The 21,380-nt window shown below is 44.2% G+C and carries 25 protein-coding genes; all 25 read right to left on the minus strand.

The features are described 5' to 3' along the window. Window positions 1–50: 50 nt before the first annotated feature. Window positions 51–884 (minus strand): glycosyltransferase, encoded by an 834-nt coding sequence (locus tag HMPREF9389_RS09265; protein WP_002928271.1) that lies wholly within the window; start codon window positions 882–884, stop codon window positions 51–53. Between the two features lie 10 nt (window positions 885–894). Further along, window positions 895–1,755, minus strand: coding sequence for an NAD-dependent epimerase/dehydratase family protein (locus HMPREF9389_RS09260; RefSeq protein WP_002928272.1), 861 nt, complete (start codon window positions 1,753–1,755; stop codon window positions 895–897). Between the two features lie 6 nt (window positions 1,756–1,761). After that, on the minus strand, window positions 1,762–2,367 hold the full coding sequence (locus HMPREF9389_RS09255; RefSeq protein ID WP_002928277.1) for a sugar transferase: 606 nt from the start codon (window positions 2,365–2,367) through the stop codon (window positions 1,762–1,764). Between the two features lie 15 nt (window positions 2,368–2,382). Beyond that, window positions 2,383–4,185, minus strand: a complete 1,803-nt coding sequence (locus HMPREF9389_RS09250; protein WP_002928279.1) for a polysaccharide biosynthesis protein — start codon at window positions 4,183–4,185, stop codon at window positions 2,383–2,385. A gap of 38 nt (window positions 4,186–4,223) precedes the next feature. Next, complete coding sequence (locus tag HMPREF9389_RS09245) at window positions 4,224–4,922, minus strand: polysaccharide biosynthesis tyrosine autokinase (RefSeq protein WP_002905547.1); 699 nt, start codon at window positions 4,920–4,922, stop codon at window positions 4,224–4,226. 10 nt (window positions 4,923–4,932) lie between these two features. Then, entirely contained in the window at window positions 4,933–5,628 is a 696-nt protein-coding gene (locus HMPREF9389_RS09240) for a Wzz/FepE/Etk N-terminal domain-containing protein (protein WP_002894051.1), read from the minus strand. A gap of 7 nt (window positions 5,629–5,635) precedes the next feature. Then, window positions 5,636–6,367, minus strand: coding sequence for a capsular polysaccharide biosynthesis protein Cps4B (cps4B, locus tag HMPREF9389_RS09235; RefSeq protein WP_002928282.1), 732 nt, complete (start codon window positions 6,365–6,367; stop codon window positions 5,636–5,638). Continuing rightward, the gene (locus HMPREF9389_RS09230) at window positions 6,364–7,872 is read right to left on the minus strand and encodes an LCP family protein (protein WP_002928285.1); all 1,509 of its coding nucleotides are present in this window, start codon (window positions 7,870–7,872) and stop codon (window positions 6,364–6,366) included. The genes cps4B and HMPREF9389_RS09230 overlap by 4 nt, the downstream gene beginning before the upstream one ends. Window positions 7,873–8,076: 204 nt before the next feature. Beyond that, window positions 8,077–8,676 (minus strand): anaerobic ribonucleoside-triphosphate reductase activating protein, encoded by a 600-nt coding sequence (gene nrdG, locus HMPREF9389_RS09225; RefSeq protein WP_002928290.1) that lies wholly within the window; start codon window positions 8,674–8,676, stop codon window positions 8,077–8,079. Then, the gene (locus HMPREF9389_RS09220) at window positions 8,673–9,191 is read right to left on the minus strand and encodes a GNAT family N-acetyltransferase (protein WP_002928293.1); all 519 of its coding nucleotides are present in this window, start codon (window positions 9,189–9,191) and stop codon (window positions 8,673–8,675) included. The genes nrdG and HMPREF9389_RS09220 overlap by 4 nt, the downstream gene beginning before the upstream one ends. Before the next feature lie 9 nt (window positions 9,192–9,200). Further along, a complete protein-coding gene (locus tag HMPREF9389_RS09215; RefSeq protein WP_002928296.1) occupies window positions 9,201–9,707 on the minus strand; it encodes a GNAT family N-acetyltransferase in 507 nt (168 codons plus the stop codon). 9 nt (window positions 9,708–9,716) lie between these two features. Continuing rightward, a complete protein-coding gene (locus tag HMPREF9389_RS09210) occupies window positions 9,717–10,214 on the minus strand; it encodes a GNAT family N-acetyltransferase (RefSeq protein ID WP_002928299.1) in 498 nt (165 codons plus the stop codon). A gap of 52 nt (window positions 10,215–10,266) precedes the next feature. After that, window positions 10,267–10,407 carry a hypothetical protein gene (locus tag HMPREF9389_RS12125; protein WP_002894059.1) on the minus strand — a complete coding sequence of 47 codons (141 nt, stop codon included), beginning with the start codon at window positions 10,405–10,407 and terminating at the stop codon, window positions 10,267–10,269. A 1-nt stretch (window position 10,408) separates the two neighbouring features. Continuing rightward, the gene (nrdD, locus tag HMPREF9389_RS09205; protein WP_032906681.1) at window positions 10,409–12,604 is read right to left on the minus strand and encodes an anaerobic ribonucleoside-triphosphate reductase; all 2,196 of its coding nucleotides are present in this window, start codon (window positions 12,602–12,604) and stop codon (window positions 10,409–10,411) included. 221 nt (window positions 12,605–12,825) lie between these two features. Next, window positions 12,826–14,373 carry a hypothetical protein gene (locus HMPREF9389_RS09200; protein ID WP_032906222.1) on the minus strand — a complete coding sequence of 516 codons (1,548 nt, stop codon included), beginning with the start codon at window positions 14,371–14,373 and terminating at the stop codon, window positions 12,826–12,828. A gap of 38 nt (window positions 14,374–14,411) precedes the next feature. Then, window positions 14,412–14,555 (minus strand): hypothetical protein, encoded by a 144-nt coding sequence (locus HMPREF9389_RS12130; RefSeq protein ID WP_002928311.1) that lies wholly within the window; start codon window positions 14,553–14,555, stop codon window positions 14,412–14,414. Window positions 14,556–14,732: 177 nt separating this feature from the next. Then, complete coding sequence (gene cls, locus HMPREF9389_RS09195) at window positions 14,733–16,268, minus strand: cardiolipin synthase (protein WP_032906225.1); 1,536 nt, start codon at window positions 16,266–16,268, stop codon at window positions 14,733–14,735. Between the two features lie 194 nt (window positions 16,269–16,462). Beyond that, window positions 16,463–16,942, minus strand: a complete 480-nt coding sequence (locus HMPREF9389_RS09190; protein ID WP_002928314.1) for an SP_0198 family lipoprotein — start codon at window positions 16,940–16,942, stop codon at window positions 16,463–16,465. A gap of 57 nt (window positions 16,943–16,999) precedes the next feature. Then, the gene (locus HMPREF9389_RS09185) at window positions 17,000–18,232 is read right to left on the minus strand and encodes a bifunctional folylpolyglutamate synthase/dihydrofolate synthase (RefSeq protein WP_032906228.1); all 1,233 of its coding nucleotides are present in this window, start codon (window positions 18,230–18,232) and stop codon (window positions 17,000–17,002) included. 181 nt (window positions 18,233–18,413) lie between these two features. Then, window positions 18,414–18,725, minus strand: coding sequence for a DUF1292 domain-containing protein (locus HMPREF9389_RS09180; RefSeq protein WP_002894073.1), 312 nt, complete (start codon window positions 18,723–18,725; stop codon window positions 18,414–18,416). A 24-nt stretch (window positions 18,726–18,749) separates the two neighbouring features. After that, entirely contained in the window at window positions 18,750–19,169 is a 420-nt protein-coding gene (gene ruvX / locus HMPREF9389_RS09175) for a Holliday junction resolvase RuvX (RefSeq protein WP_002928320.1), read from the minus strand. After that, on the minus strand, window positions 19,169–19,435 hold the full coding sequence (locus tag HMPREF9389_RS09170) for an IreB family regulatory phosphoprotein (RefSeq protein ID WP_002894075.1): 267 nt from the start codon (window positions 19,433–19,435) through the stop codon (window positions 19,169–19,171). Before HMPREF9389_RS09170 ends, ruvX begins: the two co-directional genes overlap by 1 nt. Window positions 19,436–19,612: 177 nt before the next feature. Then, a complete protein-coding gene (locus HMPREF9389_RS09165; protein WP_002928322.1) occupies window positions 19,613–20,155 on the minus strand; it encodes a hypothetical protein in 543 nt (180 codons plus the stop codon). Between the two features lie 105 nt (window positions 20,156–20,260). Continuing rightward, window positions 20,261–20,833: an SP0191 family lipoprotein gene (locus tag HMPREF9389_RS09160; protein ID WP_002928324.1), complete on the minus strand. Its 573-nt coding sequence runs from the start codon at window positions 20,831–20,833 to the stop codon at window positions 20,261–20,263. 135 nt (window positions 20,834–20,968) lie between these two features. Then, window positions 20,969–21,367, minus strand: a complete 399-nt coding sequence (spx, locus tag HMPREF9389_RS09155) for a transcriptional regulator Spx (protein WP_002894078.1) — start codon at window positions 21,365–21,367, stop codon at window positions 20,969–20,971. Window positions 21,368–21,380: the final 13 nt, after the last annotated feature.

The following is a 21,380-nucleotide window of genomic DNA, read 5'->3' on the forward strand; positions in this document are numbered from 1 at the left end:
CTTCTAGCTTTCTCCCTGTCTAAGCTAGACTGCTCTGTCTGGAAAGAAGATTACTTCCTTCTAAGCAGATACTTATAAATAAACGCTTTTATCCAAATAGGCGTTCCCACAAAAGCGCGAATCATCAACATATTTTGATAATATTGCCCTCGGTTCAACATACCATGTGACAGCAAAAAAGTATTGACTACTTTCCAGCTGGCAATCTGCTCTGTCTGGCTTCTTCTCGTATGCATGCCATTTCCGACGCGAGCATAAACCAAGACCCGATTAAGATTGGCGAAACGACAGCCCTGAGCAGCCATTCTCGCCCAAAGATAATAGTCTTCCACTAAAGGCAAGGGCTTGTAATTGCCTGCTTTTAAAACAGATGATTTCTTGAAAAATACCGTCATGTGACAGAAAGGATTTCTCCGCTGCAACCTTTTGATAATCTCTTCATGAGAAAGCGGCATCTGTTTCTCTGCCACTATTTGATCTGGTTCCGAATCAAATTCTATGATATTTCCCCCCAGAACATCTAACTGCGGATGCTGCTCAATATAGTCCACTTGTTGCTGGAAACGGTCCGGTGTCGCAATGTCATCTGTATCCATTCTAGCAATCCAGTCATAAGAACAAGCCTCAACTCCCCGATGCAAAGCTTCTCCCAATCCGACATTCTCCTTTAAGTGTAGAACTTTCATCTCTGGAAATTTTTCCTTGAAATCTTGAATCGTCTGATACAGCTCTTCTGTCAGCGGCCCATCCTCTACAAGGACAAGCTCATCTGGCTTGCGACTCTGCTCTATAAGAACGCTATTTAGACTCTTCCTTAAGAAATCCGGATTCTCCTTCTGATAGACAGACATCAATACCGAAAATTTCACTAACAATCCCCCCATTCATCCTAAACTAGTTTCCCTTCTCCGTCTTCTCAATAGACCTCCTAAAATCTGCCACCTGATAAGACTGAGGATAGCTAGACATCTCTTTTTCATAAGTTAAGTCTGAAAATAGCTTATTCAGAGTCGAAACATGGCGAGATAGTCTTTTTAAAATCCAGTTAAATGCAGGCAGCAAGACTACTCTCTGGCCATGAGTCCTTTTTATTTCTTTGACTAGCTGAGAGGTGTTGACATAGTCCTGATTTTGAGGATAGAAAACACCGCTGTCTTGATTCTGAACAATCAGTCTGATAAACTCACAAAGGTTATCAATATAAATCATACTACGTTCATTCTGAACCAAAGGGAAGACTGGTAGCTTCTGAGCCAACTTTGACAGTCGCTTATAATTTCCCTTAGCTTGATGACCATAAACCATGGGCGGCCGTAAAACTGCTAATTTGAAATCTTCGCTCTCCAATTCCGCTAGAAGTTGCTCAGCAGCTAGTTTGCTTTTGCCATAAAAAGAATCAGGACTCTCTTGTGTCTCCTTTGTGATAACACGATCTCCCAAAATTTCGCCATAGACGCTCATGCTGCTCATAAAGATAAACTGTTTGACACCTTCGCGTTTAGCCTTTTGAGCCAATTCATAAGGTAGCTGAGTATTGACTTGCTTATATACCGATTCCATCTCTTTTGATGGGTTGGAGATATGGACAATCGCCGCCAAATGCAAAATTACATCAAAAGACGAAAAATCTTTCTCCTTCCAGGTTTCTCCGCGGACATCCAGCTCATCAACCTGAACATCCTCCCGTGAAGAAACATACCTCTTAAAGCTCCGGCCGATATAGCTACCCTCTCCCGTAATTAATATTCTTTTCATCAGCCTTTAATCTTTCTTTTCCATATTTCTCGTGCCGCCTTCAACAACACCTTCGCTCTTGACCACACTCTTAATGGTGCCAAAGAAACAGCGGACATCTAATCCAAAAGACAAATGCTGGACGTAGTAGCCGTCCAATTCAGCTTTCTTGGAGATTGGCAACTCATCTCGCCCGTGAATCTGAGCCCATCCCGTCAGACCTGGCAAAACATCATTTGCTCCATAGCGGTCTCGCTCTTCAATCAAATCATACTGATTCCAAAGAGCCGGTCTTGGACCTATGATACTCATGTCACCAACAAAAATATTCCAAATCTGAGGCAACTCATCCAGAGATGTCTTCCTTAGAAATTTCCCAACCTTTGTAATCCATTGCTCAGGATTTTCAAGTAAATGAGTTGGAGTATCCTTAGGTGTGTCAATTCGCATCGTTCTGAATTTCAAAATATAGAAGTGTTTCTTATGCAGACCGACCCGCTTCTGTTTGAACAAAACTGGTCCTTTTGAATCCAATTTAATAGCGAGTACTAGAAGCAGAAAAAATGGTGATAAGACAAGCATTCCTAAGAATGACAAGACTATATCTAATGTTCGTTTAAAAAATTTATACATGATTATCCTAAAAACTTATTGCTGTGCAAACTTTACCAGGCTGTCCTTGAGGTCATTTGCACCAAGAGTCAGAAGAGAGTCCACATAGGAATCTACCTCGGTCTTGGGCAACGACTGAACATTCCCTACAAAAATCTTTTCATAGACTTGATCATTGACCTTTTCCTTGGCAGACAAGAGCTCTTCATAAAGCTTTTCACCCGGTCGAATGCCTGCTTCCTGAATCTGAATCTCCTCTTCAGTATGGCCACTGAGCGTAATCATCTTTTTAGCTAGGTCCAAAATTTTCACAGGCTCGCCCATATCCAAGACAAAAACCTCTCCCCCTTGCATCAAGGCCCCAGCCTGAATCACCAAGCGGCTGGCTTCTGGTATCGTCATGAAATAACGTGTCATTCGAAAGTCCGTCACGGTGATAGGACCTCCCTTGGCAATCTGCTCCTTGAACAAAGGAACAACACTACCTCGGCTGCCCAAAACATTCCCAAAGCGGACAGCTGAGAAAAGAGTCTTTCCTTCTTCATTTAAACTGGTCACGACCATTTCTGCCACACGCTTAGTTGCCCCCATAACATTAGGTGGGTTGACTGCCTTATCTGTAGAGATCATGACAAATTTCGCGACACCAGCTGCCTTTGCTGCTTCTGCTACATTTCGTGTACCATAGATATTGTTTTTGACTGCTTCTGTCGGATTGTACTCCATCAAAGGGACATGCTTGTGAGCTGCTGCATGATACACTCGATCAGGACGATAGGTTTCCATAATATGGAAAATCCTCTCTCTATCTTGAATATCTGCAATGATTGGAATTAACTCAATATCATCTTTATAACGACTTGACAGCTCCTTGTGAATCAAATAAATGGAATTTTCTCCATGACCTAGAAGCAGGAGCCTAGCTGGGCAAAATTGAGCAATCTGACGGCAAAGTTCCGAGCCGATTGACCCACCTGCCCCCGTAACTAGCACTGTCTTGCATTTAATATTGGACTTCAAACTTTGCTGATCCAGCTTAACTTCTTTACGTCCCAACAGATCTGCAATATCAATTTCCTGAAGTTTGCTGACAGATAATTTCCCCGTAATCACCTGTTCATACTTAGGCATGGCATTGACCTTGACCTCCGTCTGTTGGCAGTACTCTACGATTCGTTCGTAATCATCCGGAGCCAACGAAGGAATGGCAATGACAATTTGTTCAACTTCATAATTCCCTACAATTTCAGGTATCTGCTCAGTTGTTCCTACAACTTTTACTCCATGAAGATAAGTATTTTGCTTATTCTTATCATCGTCTACAATCGCGACTATTTTTAAATCTTTTGATTTTTGCTGGGCTGTCTTGATAAAGAGACTAGCACCATCCCCTGAACCAACAACAAGTGTCTTTGTCCCATCCACTTTCTTACCCAACAAGGCTGAAGGGTGCTGCACGAATTCATGAATTTCCCGCCAAGTCAGCCTTGAAGCAATAACCAACAAAAACGATAGCAGCATAGAAAGAACAATATATCTACTGTTTGTGGATTCGTAAAAAATTTTCTCTACAATGTATACAATCGAGTAAGCTCCTAAAATTGAGCCCCCCACTCGAAACATTGTTTTGTAATCTGTATACCTTGTAATCGTAGAAAAGACATTCGACAGTGTTGCAAATGTCAAATACAGTACAATAATCCCCATTAAAATAGAGACAAAAGATAAATCCGTTATCCCGACATATTTTGCTAAGAAGAATTTTGAAATCCCCTGACTTATACTGAGCAAAATAATATCAACAATAATTAAGATGACTCTTTTTCTCGCTCTTGTCATGTTCCTAATCTCCCAATTATCCTAAAACTCTTTATTCCCTATTTCCCATAATTGCCATAGCTGCCATATCCCCCATAAGTTCCGTAGGCACCATAGCGTTCCAAATCAATGTTATATTTATTGAGGACAACACCCAAAAAAGGAGTTCCCGTTTGTTCCAACTGCTCTTTAGCTTTCATGACTGCTTTTCGTTTGATATGGCCTGCTTGTGTCACCAAGAAGCTAGCATCGCATTTCTGAGCGATGATAGCCGCATCAATGACCAGACCAATCGGTGAAGTATCTACGATGATGTAGTCATAGCGGACACGCAGGTCAGTCAAAAGCGCTTCAAACTGCTTGCTTTGCAAAAGCCCAGTCGGATTAGGTGATACTGGACCAGATAAGATCACATCTAGGTTATCCAGATCTGTATCGTTGATGACTTCATGCAGGGCAGCCTGTCCTGACAGATAGTCCGTCAGTCCTGATACTTTTCTCTGACTGCTAAACACACCGGACATGACTGAGTTGCGGATATCCGCATCGATCATCAAGGTCTTATGACCAGCTCTGGCAAAAGCGGCCGCGAGATTCACTGAGGTTGTAGACTTTCCTTCATTTGCCGTCACCGAGCTTATTTCGACCATCTTGATATTAGCGCCGCTCAGCTGTACATTAGTACTTAGAGCATTGTAGTATTCCTCGGTTAGTTTGACAAGGTTCCTTTTTTTCCTAACTAATTCTAAGGTTGCCATTTTCTCTCCCTTACATTCTGTTCATATCTGGGATAACGCCCAACAGCGTCAAGCCCATAACTTCTTCAATGTCTTCTGGCTTCTTCACCCGATCATCCAAGATTTCTACCGCGATGATAAAGATCGACATCAGGACGCTGCCCCCTAAAAATCCTAAGATAACATTACGTCGAATATTTGGTGAAGAAGGCTCTGCTGGGACTGTTGCTTCTTCCAAAGTTGTCACATCAGAAACTTTTGTCACTTCGATAATTTTCTCAGCAGCAATATTACGGAAGGCATTGGCAATGCGAGCCGCTTCCTCCGGATTGTCATCTTTAACTGTAATCGAAACGATACGAGTATCCGCCGGAACGGAAACGGTGATGTGACGCGTCAGCTCTCTTGGTGACGTTTGCAGTTTCAACTCACTAATTGCCTGTGATAGAACCGCCTGTGACAGAATGATTTCCTTAAAGTCCTTAACGAGGTAAGAACCCGCCTGCAGGTCCTGATTAGTCAAAGCTGCCTGCGTTTCGTTCTGACGGCTAACCACATAGATGCGTGTGGTACTCTGATACATTTTCTTAGCAATAAAGACGCTGTAGCCAAAAGCCAGCAAAGAAAAGAGCACAGCTCCCAATACGATGGTAAATTTCTTCAGCCATAAGGCTCTCAGCAAGGACAGAATATCGATTTCTACGATTTGCTTTTCTTGTTTTTCCATTTTTCCCCTAAATCAATTCATTTTTCAATAATAATGCTTGGTTGCCGCCAAAGAGAGCCTCAGCCCGGCGGGAACCGTATTTCTTAGCGACGATGTCAAAGGCCTCTTTCATAAAGGGCGGTCTCTGGCTTAGATTGTGCATGTCGCTGGCAACAAAGTGGACCAAGTCCTTCTCCAAAAAGAACTGAGCCCGTTTTTTCATAAATTTATGCGAGTCTCCAAGCAGCCTAGGCTTCAGAACACTGGAGCTATTAATCTGAGTATAGCAGCCCATATTAATGAGTTCCTGCACCTTCTTTTCATCATTTTCCAGGCAGTGATAGCGCTCAATATGAGCAAGGACCGGTGTTAGACCTAAGCGCAGAATCTGAGCCAAGCCTTTATGGATGTCTTTATAAGGCGTTGCCATGCTAAACTCAATCAGCACATAGCGTGTGCCAGCTAGACTGGGGAAAATCCCCTTTTCCAACTTATCCGCCACATCACTGGTGTAATAAATCTCTGCCCCATAGAGAACCGTCAAGTCAGGCGCCACAAGCTCTGCCAGTTCTTTTACCATTTTAAAGTTAGCTCTAATGGTCTCCTCAGGCGTTTCAAACATGCCCTTTCTGCGATGAGAGGTAGAGATAATAGTCCGAACTCCCTGTCGATAGCTTTCTTCCAGCAGTTTTTTGGAATCATCAAAATTCTTAGGACCATCGTCCACATCAAAGATAATATGAGAATGGATATCAATCATGGTGTTTTTCCTTCCATTACCTGCTGAATCGCTGCCTTAGCATTGTCAAGGCTTTCTGGCTGGATTTCCATCATGTAGAGATTGGAATCTGGCATAGCATAGGATGGTAGATCCATACGACCGTTTCCGCTGATGGCTTGTGACTGAACTTGATAGCTTCCACCTGACTCCAGCTGGGTATTGACCAGATTCATAAGAACTGGCAGCTCCATATTGGTCTGGATAGAGTCCTGCAAGCCGGAAATAATCTCGTTGTAGTTCTTCAAAGCACTGGTTGAGGTCAGCTTTTTAATGACTGCTTCGATAACCTTTTCTTGATTTTTCCCGCGGTCATTGTCGCCCCCCTGAAGGGAGTAACGCTCGCGAACAAAGCCTAATGCCTGATCTGAGTTCATATGGACTTTCCCTACTGGGAAATGATGATTACCATGTCGGCTGGTAAATTCTTGGTCATTTTCAACATCAATCCCTCCTAACAGGTCTACCAGCTTGAGGAAGGAAGTGAAGTTCAGACGAACATAGTAGTCAATGCGAATGCCGTAAAGATTTTCCAGCGTGTGGACAGAAGCATCTACTCCGTAAATCCCTGCATGAGTTAGCTTGTCCATCTGCCCGGCCCCTCCATCCGCAATGGCCACATAAGAATCACGAGGAGTTGTAGTCAAGAGGACTTTCTTGGTCTTGCGATTGACCGTCATGATGATATTGACATCGGAACGTGAGACAGATGAGATAGATCCATAAGTGTCAATACCGCTGACATAGATATTGAAGACATCCGCATTGGCATCGTCGCTGCGCTTGCCGGTCTCTACTTGACGGGTGATTTTATAAGTATAGATTTTCTTTATCTTTGAAGCATAGTCAGCATCGTGAGAAGCCAGCATATCTCCAAACGAACTATTGAGGGCAATGGCCTCAGTCTCTTGATTGATGAGGGCCTTGTAGGCTGCGATATAAGACGAGCTGTTTTCTACAGTGAGCTCTGTCTTTTTAGTCTTCTTGATGTGGTCAACAAGAGCCGTCACATTGTCCTTATCCCCATTTTCAGTCGGAGCCGTCAGCTTCTGCAGCTGGGTCACATCTGATTTGTCGCTGTCTGCTCGGACATAAACCGCCATTTCAATTTCAGAGTAATTTGAAGTGGAGTTCACACCTCTAGATAAGTCCATCAATTCCTTGACCCCGTACATGGCTCCTGAAGATACCAGCAAGGTCACAAGCAAAAGCACCGTGGTCAGGACTTTGAACTTATTTTTCCATATAAAGAAGGCTGCCAGTAAAATAACAGCCGCCAAAAGAGCAGACAAAATAAGGTTCAGGTGATGAAACGCCAGAACATTATTTTTAAATATAGAAAAAACCAGCAAACCTGAGACCAAGCTTACCAATGTCAGTAAAGCTACATTAAAGAGCCTAAGCTTCTTCCCCTTTTTAGAAGCAGGCACATTTCTCCTATGATGATTCATAATTCTCCCTTTTTCTCCCCTGAGATATAAATACATTTTATTATATCATAAATGCATTATGATACACTAAAATATTTTAAAATATTTTAGTTTTTTCCAAAATTTGTTGACAAAAAAGGACAGTCTGTATTAATTTTCGGTAAATTCCTTCTTCCTTCTCGAAAAACCAATATTTTATACTGTTTTTGGCAATAGAAAAAAGAGGTGAAACCTCTTTTATATCAGTATTTTGCTTGTTTTTTAAAGCATCTTATCTCTATCAACTTGCTCATAGGCTTGCAAACCATCATTCAGCTTGTCCCAGATGACTATCTGCCCTGATTGAAGGGACTTCTGCACATCTATAATGCGCTGATTGGAAGAGCCGCGGAACTGCAGCATGAGATTCTTCTTGGTAAGGTCAAAACGGCCGTCCACTAGGATATCAATCAGACTTAGCAGCTCCAGCTTATCCTCCGTTTCCAGCATCATCTCCTCCCAGGTGTAGCCCGTCCAGGACCAGATATCCTTGTCCGGTAGCTCTCTCCGAATCCGCTTGACCAAGGGCAGGAGAATGCCTGTATTGAGAAAAGGCTCGCCGCCTAGGAGGGTCAGCCCCTGCACATAGGGTTCTGCCAAGTCTTTCATAATCTGTTCCTCCAACTCTTGGGTATAAGGAATGCCAGCGTTGAAAGACCAAGTTGCGGCATTATAACAGCCCTCACAGTGAAACATACAGCCACTGACATAAAGAGAGTTGCGGACGCCTTCGCCATCCACAAAATTAAAGGCCTTATAGTCAATGATTCGCCCCTTGCTCAGCTCCTCACTTTTCCATTCTTGAGGTTTGGGATTGTTCATGACACCTCCCCATCTAACTCTATCCAGTAGCGCTGACTTCTATCGATTGTATTTTCGTAAACACCGCCAGCGGAGAGAATGGTGCGACGGCTGGCTTCGTTGTCTTCATCGCAGGTAATCAGCACTCGTTCCAATCCTTGCTTTCGAGCCTCTGCTAGTCCTAATCTCAACTGCTCCTTCCCATATCCTTTGCCTCGTTGACTGGGACGGATAGAGTATCCAATATGACCGCCTTCCACAAATAATTTGTCATTCAAGGACAAGCGCAAGGCTAAAAATCCCAAAGGAAAGCCAGTCTCATCAAAGGATAAAAATTTGATAGCGGGAACCCAGCCTACTGGCAGGTTGACAGCATCCTCCTGCTGCTCTACAATCTTTAACCAATCCTCATAATCCTTTGATTGCTTCCAAGCGGAGCCCATGTCACCGTGCATAAAGGATTTTGCAGCAGCAAACTCCGCAATCATCTCTAAAATCGCATTTTTATCCTCCAAAGTTGGTCGCCTTAGCTCCATGCTCCCTCCTTAATCGACATCAATCCAGTAGCGCTGACTTCTATCGATTGTATTTTCGTAAACACCGCCAGCAGAGAGAATCGTGCGTCGGCTGGCTTCGTTGTCTTCATCGCAGGTAATCAGCACTCGTTCCAGTCCTTGTTTTCGAGCCTCTGCTAGTCCTAGCTCTAGCTGCAACTTAGCCAAGCCCTTTCTGCGTTGACTGGGCCGGATAGAATAGCCAATATGCCCACCCTCCACAAATAATTTGTCATTTACGGACAAGCGCAGGGCTAAAAATCCTAGAGGCAGGCCAGTCTCATCAAAGGATAAAAATTGAATGGCAGGAACCCAACCTGCTGGCAAGTGAGCAACGTCTTCCTGCTGCCCTATAATTTGTAGCCAGTCTTCATAATCCTTTGCTCGCTTCCAAGTGGAGCCCATGCCACCGTGCATATAGGATTTTGCAGCGTCAAACTCCGCAATCATCTCTAAAATTGCGTCTTTATCTTCCAAAGTTGGTCGTCTTAGCTCCATAGTACCTCCTTAATCGACATCAATCCAGTAACGCTCTTTTCCGCATCGAACATCCTCTAAAGCTCCGCCATTAGCCAGAATCACTGCTCGACTGGCTTCATTGTCACTATCGCAAGTCACTAGGACTCGTTTAATATTTTTACTTTTGGCTACTTGCAAGCCTTGCCGCAGCTGCTCTTTTGCCAATCCTTTCCCACGCGCAGAGGGACGAATACTGTAACCGATATGCCCGCCTTCTTGGAGCAAATAGTCATTAAGTCGCAAGCGCAGATTGAGAAAGCCCACAGCCTGACCATCCGCAGCAAAAGAGATTAGCTGGATGTAAGGAACAAAACCTTGCGGCAAGCTTAGACCTACCTCAGCTAGCTGAATCGTCTCCAGCCAGTCCTCATAAACAAAATCCACTCCGCCAAAGAAGCCGTCCTGCCGGCTGCCAGCCGCTTCAAAATCAGCCAGCATCTCTAAAATCTTTTCTTTGTCTTCTAGTTTCGGTCGTCTCAGCTCCATAGTGCCTCCTGATACGAAGAGAGTGAGACCGCCTTGCGCCCCACTCTGACTTCTATTGTTTCTTGTTTTTTTCTAAAAATTGCTGACGCAGTTTGGCTAATCGTTCTTTTTTGCCGCTGCCGCCCTGCGAATGTTTTTCATGGAAACGCTGCACCTGAGCCTTTCCTTTGTCGTCCAATTGATACTTCCCCATCTTAATTTCCTTCGTACTTAATAGTCGAGCCATTCATGTGCTTGACCCGAGCTGATATTTCCTTGTGACGGCCATTGACCATTGGGCGGGCTTGCGGATTTCCTAAGTAGCCGCAGGTCCGCTTGACCACATCGACCGTCTTGGGATCGCTGTTGCCACAGTTTGGACAGGTGAAGCCCCGCTCGGTCGGCGTGAAATCTCCCTCAAAGTTACACTTGTAACAGCGGTCAATCGGTGTATTGGTACCCAGATAGCCGACCCGATCATAGGCATAGTCCCAAACAGCCTCCAGTGCTTTTGGATTTTGCTGCAACACAGGATATTCACAGTAGTGAATAAAGCCACCTGAGGCTCCCACTTCAGGATAAATCTTCTCAAAGTCCAGCTTTTCAAAAGGCGTTGGATTCTTGCGCACATCGTAGTGGAAAGAGTTAGTATAGTACTCCTTGTCAGTAATATCCGGAACGACCCCAAACTTCTCTGTATCCAAACGGCAGAAGCGGTCGGTCAGGCTTTCAGATGGCGTCGAGTAGACAGAGAAATGATAGTCATACTGATCTGACCACTCTTGCACCCTACGCTTCATATCTTTGACAATGGCAATCGTAAAGTCCTTGGCTTCAGGATTGGTCTCCCAATTACCGCCGTAAAAGACTGCTGCCACTTCATAGAGACCGATATAGCCAAGGGAAACCGTTGCACGACGGTGAGTAAAGAGCTGGTCCACCTGATCATACTTGCCCAAGCGTTGGCCAAAAGCCCCATACTGATAAAGAATCGGCGCATTGGCTGGACTTGCTTCCTTGGTCCGCTCCACTCGGTAGACCAAAGCATCCTCAGCGATATTCATCCGCTCGTTAAAGAGTTCCCAGAATTTATCCAAATCCCCCTCGGATTCAAGCGCAATCCGTGGCAGATTGACCGTAACGACACCTAGATTCATACGGCCGGAGTTAACTTCCTGACCATTTTCATCCTTCCAGCCTTGTAGGAAAGAACGGCAGCCCATCGGTACCTTGAACGATCCAGTCAAGTCGATAATCTTGTCATAGGAAAGCACATCTGGATACATGCGCTTAGTGGCACACTCCAGAGCCAGTTCTTTAATGTCATAGTTAGGCGTCCCTGGCTCAAGATTGAGCCCACGCTTAAGGGTGAAAATCAGCTTAGGGAAAATTGCTGTGCGGTGCTCGCTTCCCAGTCCCTTAATACGGATATTGAGAATAGCCTTCTGAATTTCTCGCTCAAAACGATTGGTGCCAAGACCAAAGCCCAGCGAGGTAAAAGGAGTTTGACCGTTTGAGGTAAAGAGAGTATTGATCTCATATTCCAGCGACTGCATGGCATCGTAGATGTCCTTCTTGGTCTTTGCCCAGGCGTACTCTTCCTGCTTATCCGGCAAAACCCACTGCTCCGCATCCTTGAGGTGCTTCTGATAATTAAGCTCAGCATAGGGCGCCAAGACTTCGTCAATTCGGTCGGCCGAGCAACCTCCATACTGGCTAGAAGCTACATTGGCAATAATCTGTGAGATTTGCGCCGTCGCAGTCTGGATAGACTTGGGACTCTCTACTTCTGCATTCCCAATCTTGAAGCCATTTTTCAGCATGCCGTCAAAGTCAATCAGACAGCAGTTAGTCATCGGTGTATAAGGGCTGTAGTCCAAATCATGGTAGTGGATATCCCCCTTCTGGTGGGCGTTGGCCACATGAGGCGGCAACATCTTAAGCCCAATGGACTTGCCGACAATCCCTGCTGTCAAATCCCGTTGGGTATTGAAAACATCACTGTCCTTATTGGCATTCTCGTTAACCACCGTACGATCTTTGTTAAGGAGCTTGTCAATAGTAAAGTTGATATCTGTCGCTTTTGAGCGCTCAAAATCCCTTTGAGTACGGTAAGTGATGTAGTTCTCCGCAATAGCGTATTCCTTGGCATTTAAAAGCTCGTGCTCAACGATGTTCTGAATCTCATAGATTTTGACATACTTAGCGAAGCGACTGCTGATTTCTGCCACAATGCGGTCTGTGATAGCTTCTAGCTTAGCTTCCAGCATCGGATTCAGCGGACCGACTTCTTGAGCTGCCCGCACCATAGCCTTATAAATCTTAGCTACATCAAAAGCCACCCTGCGACCATCCCGCTTCTCCACATAAATCGCTGGAGCAGTTTCAAACTTCTCTTCCCTTAAAATCATCATGAACACTTCCTTTTCCTGCCCTTAGGACAAATCAAGTCTCTTCAGACCAGCCACCTGCCAAGAAATTTCTAGGAAATCTCCGACAGCGGTTTATCCAAAGAACAGTATTTTTTAAATAAGTCGATACAAGTCTCATTATAGCACGTTAAAATTAAAAATCAATATGTTGTGGAAAAAAAGTTAATTTTTAACTTTAGACACAACATATTGATTTTTTACTATTTAAGTTGATAAAGCTTGAAACGGTCGAGTTTGAGGTCAGCTTCCTTGTAATTTTGGGAAATTAGCTGCTTCACATCTGACAGCAATTTGACATCATTGTTAACCAAAATATACTTGGGCTGGCTGTTTTCAAGTCCATTCTGAAGACCTAGACGATTTTCAGCCGTTCCCACATACAAAGTTGGAGACAAGAGAGAGACAGTAGATAGGCGGCCGCTCTTTTGATATAGACTAGCCGAGGTATCCCAAGCATAGATAGTATCCCCATCCTTGGTCTTTTCCTTAATATACTGAGCCGCTTCACTTCTTTCAGCAGATACAGCGCTGGAAAGGATATACTCATTCACCAAAGGATAGCCAATCAGATAAAAGATGGCTAGGAGCGGCAGAAAGAACTGGCCTGAAAGATAGGAAGTCCACATCGTAGGGCGACGGCGATCCCGGCGGTGACGCCCAGGTGTCTGCTGCTTGCCTTTATTGAACCACAAAGCAAAAAGAATCATGGCAAAAGGCAGGGCAGGAAGCAGTTGATAACTGCCCTGATCTGGCAAGATAAAAGCCGCAAAGACAGTAATGAAGAGCCCTAGCAAACCGATAAAGCGCAAGACGCGCAGGCTGGTTGCTTGCCCCTTTTCTCTTGAGAGGAGATTGGCACCCAAAGCAGAAATGAAACCTAGACCGACCGTCAGCAAGCCATAATAAACCAAATTAGAAATACTATGACTGCCAATCAAGCTGATGGAATCCCAAGCATAGGTCACCTGACTGATAGCCTGGCCAAAGGTTCGATTAGCAACAGTAAAGTAGCCGATAGGATAAAAAATCACTGAGAAGCCAAAGAGACCAGCTAAAAGCTGATAGAAGCCTCGAGCCGCACGCTTGGCTGCGATATTGTAGACCAAAAGCACCAGAGCAGTCAAAGAATAGAAGACTAGGCTGGAAACCGGATCAATCATAAAAGCAAGAGCTCCGAAAGCTCCATAGATAATGAACTTTTCATCCTTGATCGAATCCTGCAGATAGCGCACCAAAAAAGATAGATTCCAAAAAATAAAGGGCAGAACAAAAATACTAGAATAAAGACCGCCAAATCCAAGGGCAAAGACTAGCAGGTAAAAGAGCAGCAGGAGGCTGCGCGATAAATCCTGTTTAGGCTGTAAGAGCACCAAGGTCTTGTGCAGAAAAAGTCCGGCCAGCCAAAGAGCCAGCGTCTGAAAGACCATCCACAAAAGCTGGCCAAAAGCCAGGCTGCTGGTCCAAGCCATCAGATAGTAAAGCAGACCACTGGTCCCATATATTTGCGAATAAGGCACCTGCCCCTGAGTCATGGCCCAACCAGCATAGAGATTCTGACTTTGTAAATTCGTTGCTAGATTGGTCAAAAAAGGATTGACCACACTTAGCAGGCTGATAGCCAAACTGCACCAGAGCGTCAAAAAATAGGGCGTTGGCTCTGGCTTGGTAATTTTTTGCTCAGACCTTTCAGCCCTAGTTAGCTGCTCCTCTGAAACCTCTAAAACTTTTTCTTCCGTTGTATCATGCATATAAAATATTCTCCTTGATATCAGTCCCATCTAGTATATCAAATTCCTGTCATCCTGTCAGCTTTCTCTTGACCCTTCTTCTGAGCATTATAGCTTCTAGCCAGCTCCTCCAATTCCCGAAAACAGCGATATTCTCTCGTTTCATAAGCAAGCGGCTGACTGGAAATTTTCTCCATTGTCATTTTAAAAAATTCCTTTATTTTTTACATTCGTAAAAACAGAGCAAAAATCCGTCCCCCTATAAAAGCAAAAATGACAAGAACACATCTCAACACGATTAGAAAAAGCACAAGCAAAAAATCTGAGACTTCCGCCTCAGATTTTCTGTATATTGCTGCAGAACTTGCCCACCTCTAGCATTAGAGCATGGGTGCAAAGAGCTGCATGATTTCTTTGATAAAGCGACGATACCAGCTACTATCAAGATTTTCAGGAAGAATTTCCTCAGAAGACTCAAAAATGGCTTCAAAATCTTCCTTGATAGCTGGGATACTCTCCGTATGATACATCAGGACTGCATTTTCATAATGGTGCACCAGACTGCGGTAGTCAAAATTAATCGTCCCTACCACAGCAAATTCATCATCGGCCACCACGTTCTTACTGTGGATAAACCCTGGCTTGTACTCAAAGATCTTAACCCCTGCTTCCATTAGATCTGGGTAGGCTCCACGGGTAACAATCTGAATCAGCTTCTTGTCCGGAATGAAAGGAGTCACGATGCGGACATCCACTCCCCGCATAGCAGCATTCTTAATATCCTCCGTCAGGTCATAATCAATAATCAGATAAGGCGTGGTAATGTAGACATAGTCCGTAGCCTGACTGATAATATTTTGATAGACTGTTTTGCCAACCTGACCCTTATAAATGGGCTTAGGCCCGCTGCCATAGGGAATGTAAAGACCTCTGCCTTCGACAGCTTTATTTTCCAGATGGTACTTGTCAAAGTCTGTAATTTCCCCGCGGTTGATATACCAGTTCATGAGAAAGAGTCGCGTCAGAGCCTTGACCGCCCGGCCTTCCAAGCGGACACCGCCATCTTTCCAGTGGCCAAAACGGACGATATGATTGATATACTCGTCAGCCAGATTGATACCGCCAGTATAGCCAACCTGACCATCAATCACCAAAATCTTACGGTGGTCACGGTTATTATAGGATACCGTCATCCGCGGAATCACCTTGTTAAACTTATAAGCCTCGATGCCCATCTTGCGCAGCTTACGGGTATAATCGCCCGGCAAAGTAGCCATGCAGCCAATATCATCATAGAGCAGCTTGACTTCAACGCCCTGCGAGGCTTTTTCGACCAAGATATCCAGAACACTGTTCCACATCAGTCCTTCATCGATGATATAAAACTCCAGAAAAATGAATTTCTCAGCAGCCCGCAGGTCCGCCAGCATGGCCTCAAACATCTCCTCACCGATGGGAAAATAGCGAGAAGCTGTACCGTCATAGACATCCGCATTATTGTCCATACTCAGCAGCGACTTGATAATACCATAAGCCGACTTGTTTTCCTTTTTCAGCTGGACGCGAAGATCATAGCTGTTGTCCTCTCGAAATTTCATAGAGTCCATATTTTCCAGCTGAATCATTTCTTTTTTAGACAGCCGTCGCTCGCCAAACATCAGATAGAGCAGGAAGCCAAAGACCGGCACGACAGCAATTAAGAGCCAGGTCACCTTGCTCTCAGGCGGCATATTGCGGTTGACAATTGCTAAAATGGTCCCAATATACAGGAAGACAATCATCGCCACTGACAGCCAGTTGGGTGCAATTTCATTAAAATAGAAAAACGCAACAAAGACAAAGACCAGCTCCAATAGCATGATAATAATGCTGAAACCGTATTTTGACATTAATAAGCGGAATTTCCTGAAAGTCATACACTCTCCTATCTCATTGCATATATTCTAGTATATCAGTAAAACTGCCTTAAAACAACGTTTATATCAATGCAAATCGTATTTCTAGCTGATGAAAAACCAAGAGCAGCATTTAAACACCGCTATCCTTCTAATTTCACTGCAAAATTAGAACCGATAAAATGAAAAGCCCTATTCAAGACAGGGCTCTTTCATCATTGTTTCGTAAAGACCAGTGTGTCATCATCATAAGGCTCTTGGGAAAGGTCCTCAATTGTCAGCTGATTGCCCTCAATGCGATAGCGCTTGACATCATCTCCAATGACCATAGTCTGGTTGGTAGCATCAATCTGAACCTGTTCGATTTCCTGATCGCCATCAGGCTCGATCTTGGTCAACTGGCCAGTAGTTCCTGAAATCTGTAAGGTCAGCTGATCACCTTCATGACTTGTCTGATAGCTGCCATCCAGCTCGCCATTGGCTGCTTGCTCAGAAGAGGATGCAGAAGCAGATGAGCTGTTATTGGCCGCACTAGACGAGCTAGCTACCGACGAAGAGTCCGATGACTTGCTGGAAGCGACTGACTGAGACTGAGAGGAAGGTGCCGTCTGGTTCTGATTAGAACCGCAAGCTGCCAAGGCCAAAATAGCCGCAGCAGTTAGACCTGAAAAGATTAACTTTTTAGAAATTGCCATAGTATTCTCCTTTTTCTTCTGTCTTTATTGTACCAAAGCGGGACTCTGGCGGTCAATTTATATACTTGTCAAATAAGCTCTGACTTCTGCAATAAAATAGAGAGAGCCCGTAATGAAAAGCAGCTGATTATCGTTTTGCCTCTCCTTAAAATTCTGAATAAGCTGCCGATAATCCTCTATGTAGAAGAAGCCTTCCACTTCAGCTTGACCAAGGGAATCTCCATCAGAAAAGGAAGTCACCGTCAACTGAACATCTGGCAGAGCCTCTCGCAGATAAGCCAGCATAGCGCTATAGTCCTTACGCTTGAGAGCACCGAAAAGAAGCTGGCACTCTTTGTCATTCTGGCTTTGTATAAACTCTACTAACCTCTCCAGCGCAGGAAGATTATGGGCCCCATCTAGATAAATACCTGGATCGGCTTCTTCCAAACGCCCTGCCCATCGAGTCTCCTGCAAGCCTGTCCGAATCCTAGCAGAATCTATTTCCCAGCCCTGCTGCTGCATAAAGAGCAGAAAAGCCTGTAGAGCCAGCGCTGCATTTTCCTCCTGATAGCCCCCCTTGAGACCCAGTTCAAGATTGGATAGGGTCATAGTCGAATTGGAAAAAATCTGATTTGCCAGAGAAAAATCGCAACCATACTGATAGAGTTCTATTCCCAGCTCCTGAGCTCGCTGCTCACAAACCAATCGCGCTTCTTCTGGCAGCGGTCCGATGACCGCTGGCCGCCCCGGCTTGAAAATCCCTGCCTTTTGCTCCGCAATCGCCGTCAAGCTCCTTCCCAGAGTCTCTTGATGGTCCAAGCCTACGGAGCTGATGACCGCTATATCTCCCCTAATGACATTAGTCGTGTCCAAGAGTCCGCCAATCCCTACCTCAATCAAGGCCAAATCCACTTCCTGCTCCTTGAAATAGAGAAAAGCAATCAAGGTCAGAATTTCAAAATAAGACAGCTGGTCATGGCTTTTGAGCAGTTCTTGCTCCATCTTTTGCACCTGCTGACCCAGACGGATAAAGTCAGCCGAAGCAATCGGTTGACCGTTGATACAAATCCGATCATGAATACTAATCATGTGAGGCGAGGTAAAACTTCCTGTCTTGCGAACATGCCCCGCAAACAGCTGACGCATAAAAGCAATAGTAGAACCTTTGCCATTTGTACCAGTTACATGAATCGTTGGATAGCTCCGCTCAGGATTCCCTAAAAGAGTCACTGCCTGCTGCATGCGCTCTAGTCCCGAACGAAAGTTTAGACCAATTCGGCTGTTCAGCCATTCTTCAATTTCATTCATTTTCTTACCCAAAAAAGAGCAGCGAAGCAGAATTCAAATCTGAATTTCAACTCGCTCCTCTTTCTAATCTTTATGATACGAGATAGAAAATAACCGAGCCTTGGCTACTCCCTTCTTCTGTCAAGTTTAGCTAACTTTTCGCCTGCGCTTGTCCATTTCTGGAAACGAGACTAGGCCAGTCTTACTCTTCCATAAAGCTGTTGAAGACTTCCTCAATCATATCCCATTCAGCATCTGAGTCTTCTGGGATTGGCTGCAGGTCGCCTTCTGTGCCATCTTCATTTTCAGTAAAGGAATAAGCTTGAATCTCTACTTCACCGTTCTCATCTTCTTCCGCATTAGCCGGAATCAAAAGAACATAATTCTTGCCAAACTCTTCCTTACCATCAATGGTCAAAAGAATTTCAAATAAAGTTTCGTTCCCTTGCTCGTCAACCAAGGTGATTAATTCACGCTCTTCATGCTCGTGGTCATGGTTATGATCATGTGTCATACTAGTGTCTCCTTCATTTCTTTTCTAAAAATTTCGATCCAGATAATTCTGCAAAATCAGCTGCGCGGCTAGCTTATCAATGACTTTCCTACGCTTGCTGCGGCTAATGTCCGCCTGCTCCACCAACATGCGCTCAGCAGCCACCGTCGTCAGACGCTCATCCTGATAGTCAACCGGCAAACCAAACAGCTCAGCAACCCGCTGGCCATAAGCCTGACTAGCCTCCACTCGAGGCCCGCTGGTATTGTTCATATTCTTAGGCAGGCCAATAACAAACTTATCAACCTTATACTCTTTAACCAGCTCGCCCAAACGCTCTAGACCGAATTCGCCCTTATCTTCATGAATCGGAATAATCTCCAGTCCTTGAGCCGTAAAACCAAGAGGATCACTAATAGCAACCCCAACCGTTTTTGAGCCCACATCTAATCCCATAATTCTCATTAGAGATCGACGCCTTGTCCTTTCAAATAATAACGAACCAACTCCTCAACAATCTCATCGCGCTCATACTTGCGGATTTGATTGCGGGCATTGTTATAGCGAGGTACGTACGCAGGATCACCACTGAGTACGTATCCCACGATTTGATTGATTGGATTGTATCCTTTTTCATTGAGCGACTTGTAGACATCGGTCAAAGTCTCGCTAATTTCCTTTTTATTTGAATCATCGAGATTAAAACGTACTGTTTCATCTGTAAATCCCACAATTACACCCTCTTTCTTTAGAATATCCCTATTATAGCATAATTATAGGCTTTTCACAAATTTAATTCACCCGAATTCTCCTAATTTTTCAATAAGCTTTAGCTAATATTTATCCCAAGTCTGGCTCTGAAATCCAGCAAAAATCCAGCTCTCTTCAGAGAACTGGATGGAAACTTGCTAATTTGAAGACGGCACTTCCACACCGTCGCTTCCCTTAAACTTGTTAAGCAATTCTTCCGGACTCAGGGTCTCGATTTGCTCAAACAGCTGCGCGTAGTTTGGAAGCTTTTTGGCTGCTTCGTAGTCTAGATTCTCAGGATCGATAGTCATCTCCAGAGAAATCTCTTCCGCTGTCATATCTGTTTTTAAGTCAAGACCGGTGATATTCACCGCTTCTTTCAGACCCAGTGCTTCCTCGATCAAAGACAGCATTTCTTTCTTCACAGTGGAAACATCCTGCTTTGACAAAGCTTCCTTGATGTTGTCAGGAATAGCCTTACTAACATGCAGGATAACCTTATCATACTTCTGTCCGCTGTAGCTGACTGTTAAGATTCTGGTTTCTTTTCCATGTTCTAATTGCTTCTCAGTTTTATAGGACTTAGTGACAATATCTCCTTTTCCAGCACCTCCCTGTGAGGATGAACTGTTATTTGACTGCTGACTGCAAGCTGTTAAGATTGCCAAAGCTGCCAGCAAAAAGACAATTAATTTTCTCATGTCTTATCTCCTTCAATATTGAGCTGATTTTATCATATCATTATAAAAACGGCGCTGTCAAACTGATTGTCACTCTGTCATTAAAATGTAATAAAAAAGAGCAGCTTATTTCTGCTCTTCCGCTCCATTCATCAGGAGATTGTTGATGTATTCTTCTGGCGTCAGCTTAATCATTTCTTTGAGCTTGAGATTTTGAAAATAAGGCATAGCCGCCGCTTTTTCGATATCCAAACTCTCAAAATCATAGGTAGACGTCATTTTCAGCTCGTTCTCATTCAAAATTGTCACTGAACCGCTGAAGCCTTGAAGTCCACGAGCCTGCACATAGTCTGCATCCTGCTCCAGTGACTCATTGAGCGACTTCTGAGCTTCCTCCAGCCCCATTTGCTTGATGGCTTCTTTCATCTCATCATCAGTCGTAGTCAGCCTTTCAATGACCAAGCGTTTAAAATGCTCTCCCTGATAAGTCACCGTCTGACTCTGCTGGTTTCCTCGTTCATCCTTTGGAAAAACAAGCGTTCGAGTAATCACTTCCTGCTGCTTGGCATTATCAATGATAGGCAGATTATTGCTGATTTCTTTCTTGTCAGCCGCATTCGAATTCGTCTCTGTCTTTTTATGTCCACAGCCTGCTAACAGTGCTACACTCAATCCCAGTCCTAATAAAATTTTCTTCATCTTCCATCCTCCTCAGAGATATTGTATCACAGTTCTGCTCCTTGTCAATCCATCCAGTCGCTAAAGACTGCTATCAATCCGAACAAAAAGAAGAGCCGAGATTCTCTTCCCGACTCTTTCAGTTATATTCAAAGATTAGAGAGCTGCCCGCAGACGAGCTTCTGCATTTTCAACATTACGAACAGAACGTGGCAGAAAAGCACGGATATCATCTTCTTTGTAACCAACTTGGAGACGTTTATCATCCACTAAGATAGGACTTTTCAAAATACGTGGGGTCTCCATGATGATGTCAAGAACTTCGTTGACACTTAATTCCTCAATGTCAACACCCAAACCTTTAGCATAGCGGTTTTTTGATGAAACAATGCTCGCGATACCATTTTCCGTTTTGGTTAAAATATCCAGAAGTTCCTCTTTGGTGATGCCTTCTTTGCCTAAATTTTGTTCTTTATAAGTTAATTGATGAGCGTTTAGCCAGGTTTTTGCTTTTTTACAACTAGTACAACTTGAGACAGTATAGATTGTGATCATGTAAGTACTCCTT

This window comes from Streptococcus sanguinis SK355 (genome assembly GCF_000212855.1).
Taxonomy (GTDB): Bacteria; Bacillota; Bacilli; order Lactobacillales; family Streptococcaceae; genus Streptococcus; species Streptococcus sanguinis_A.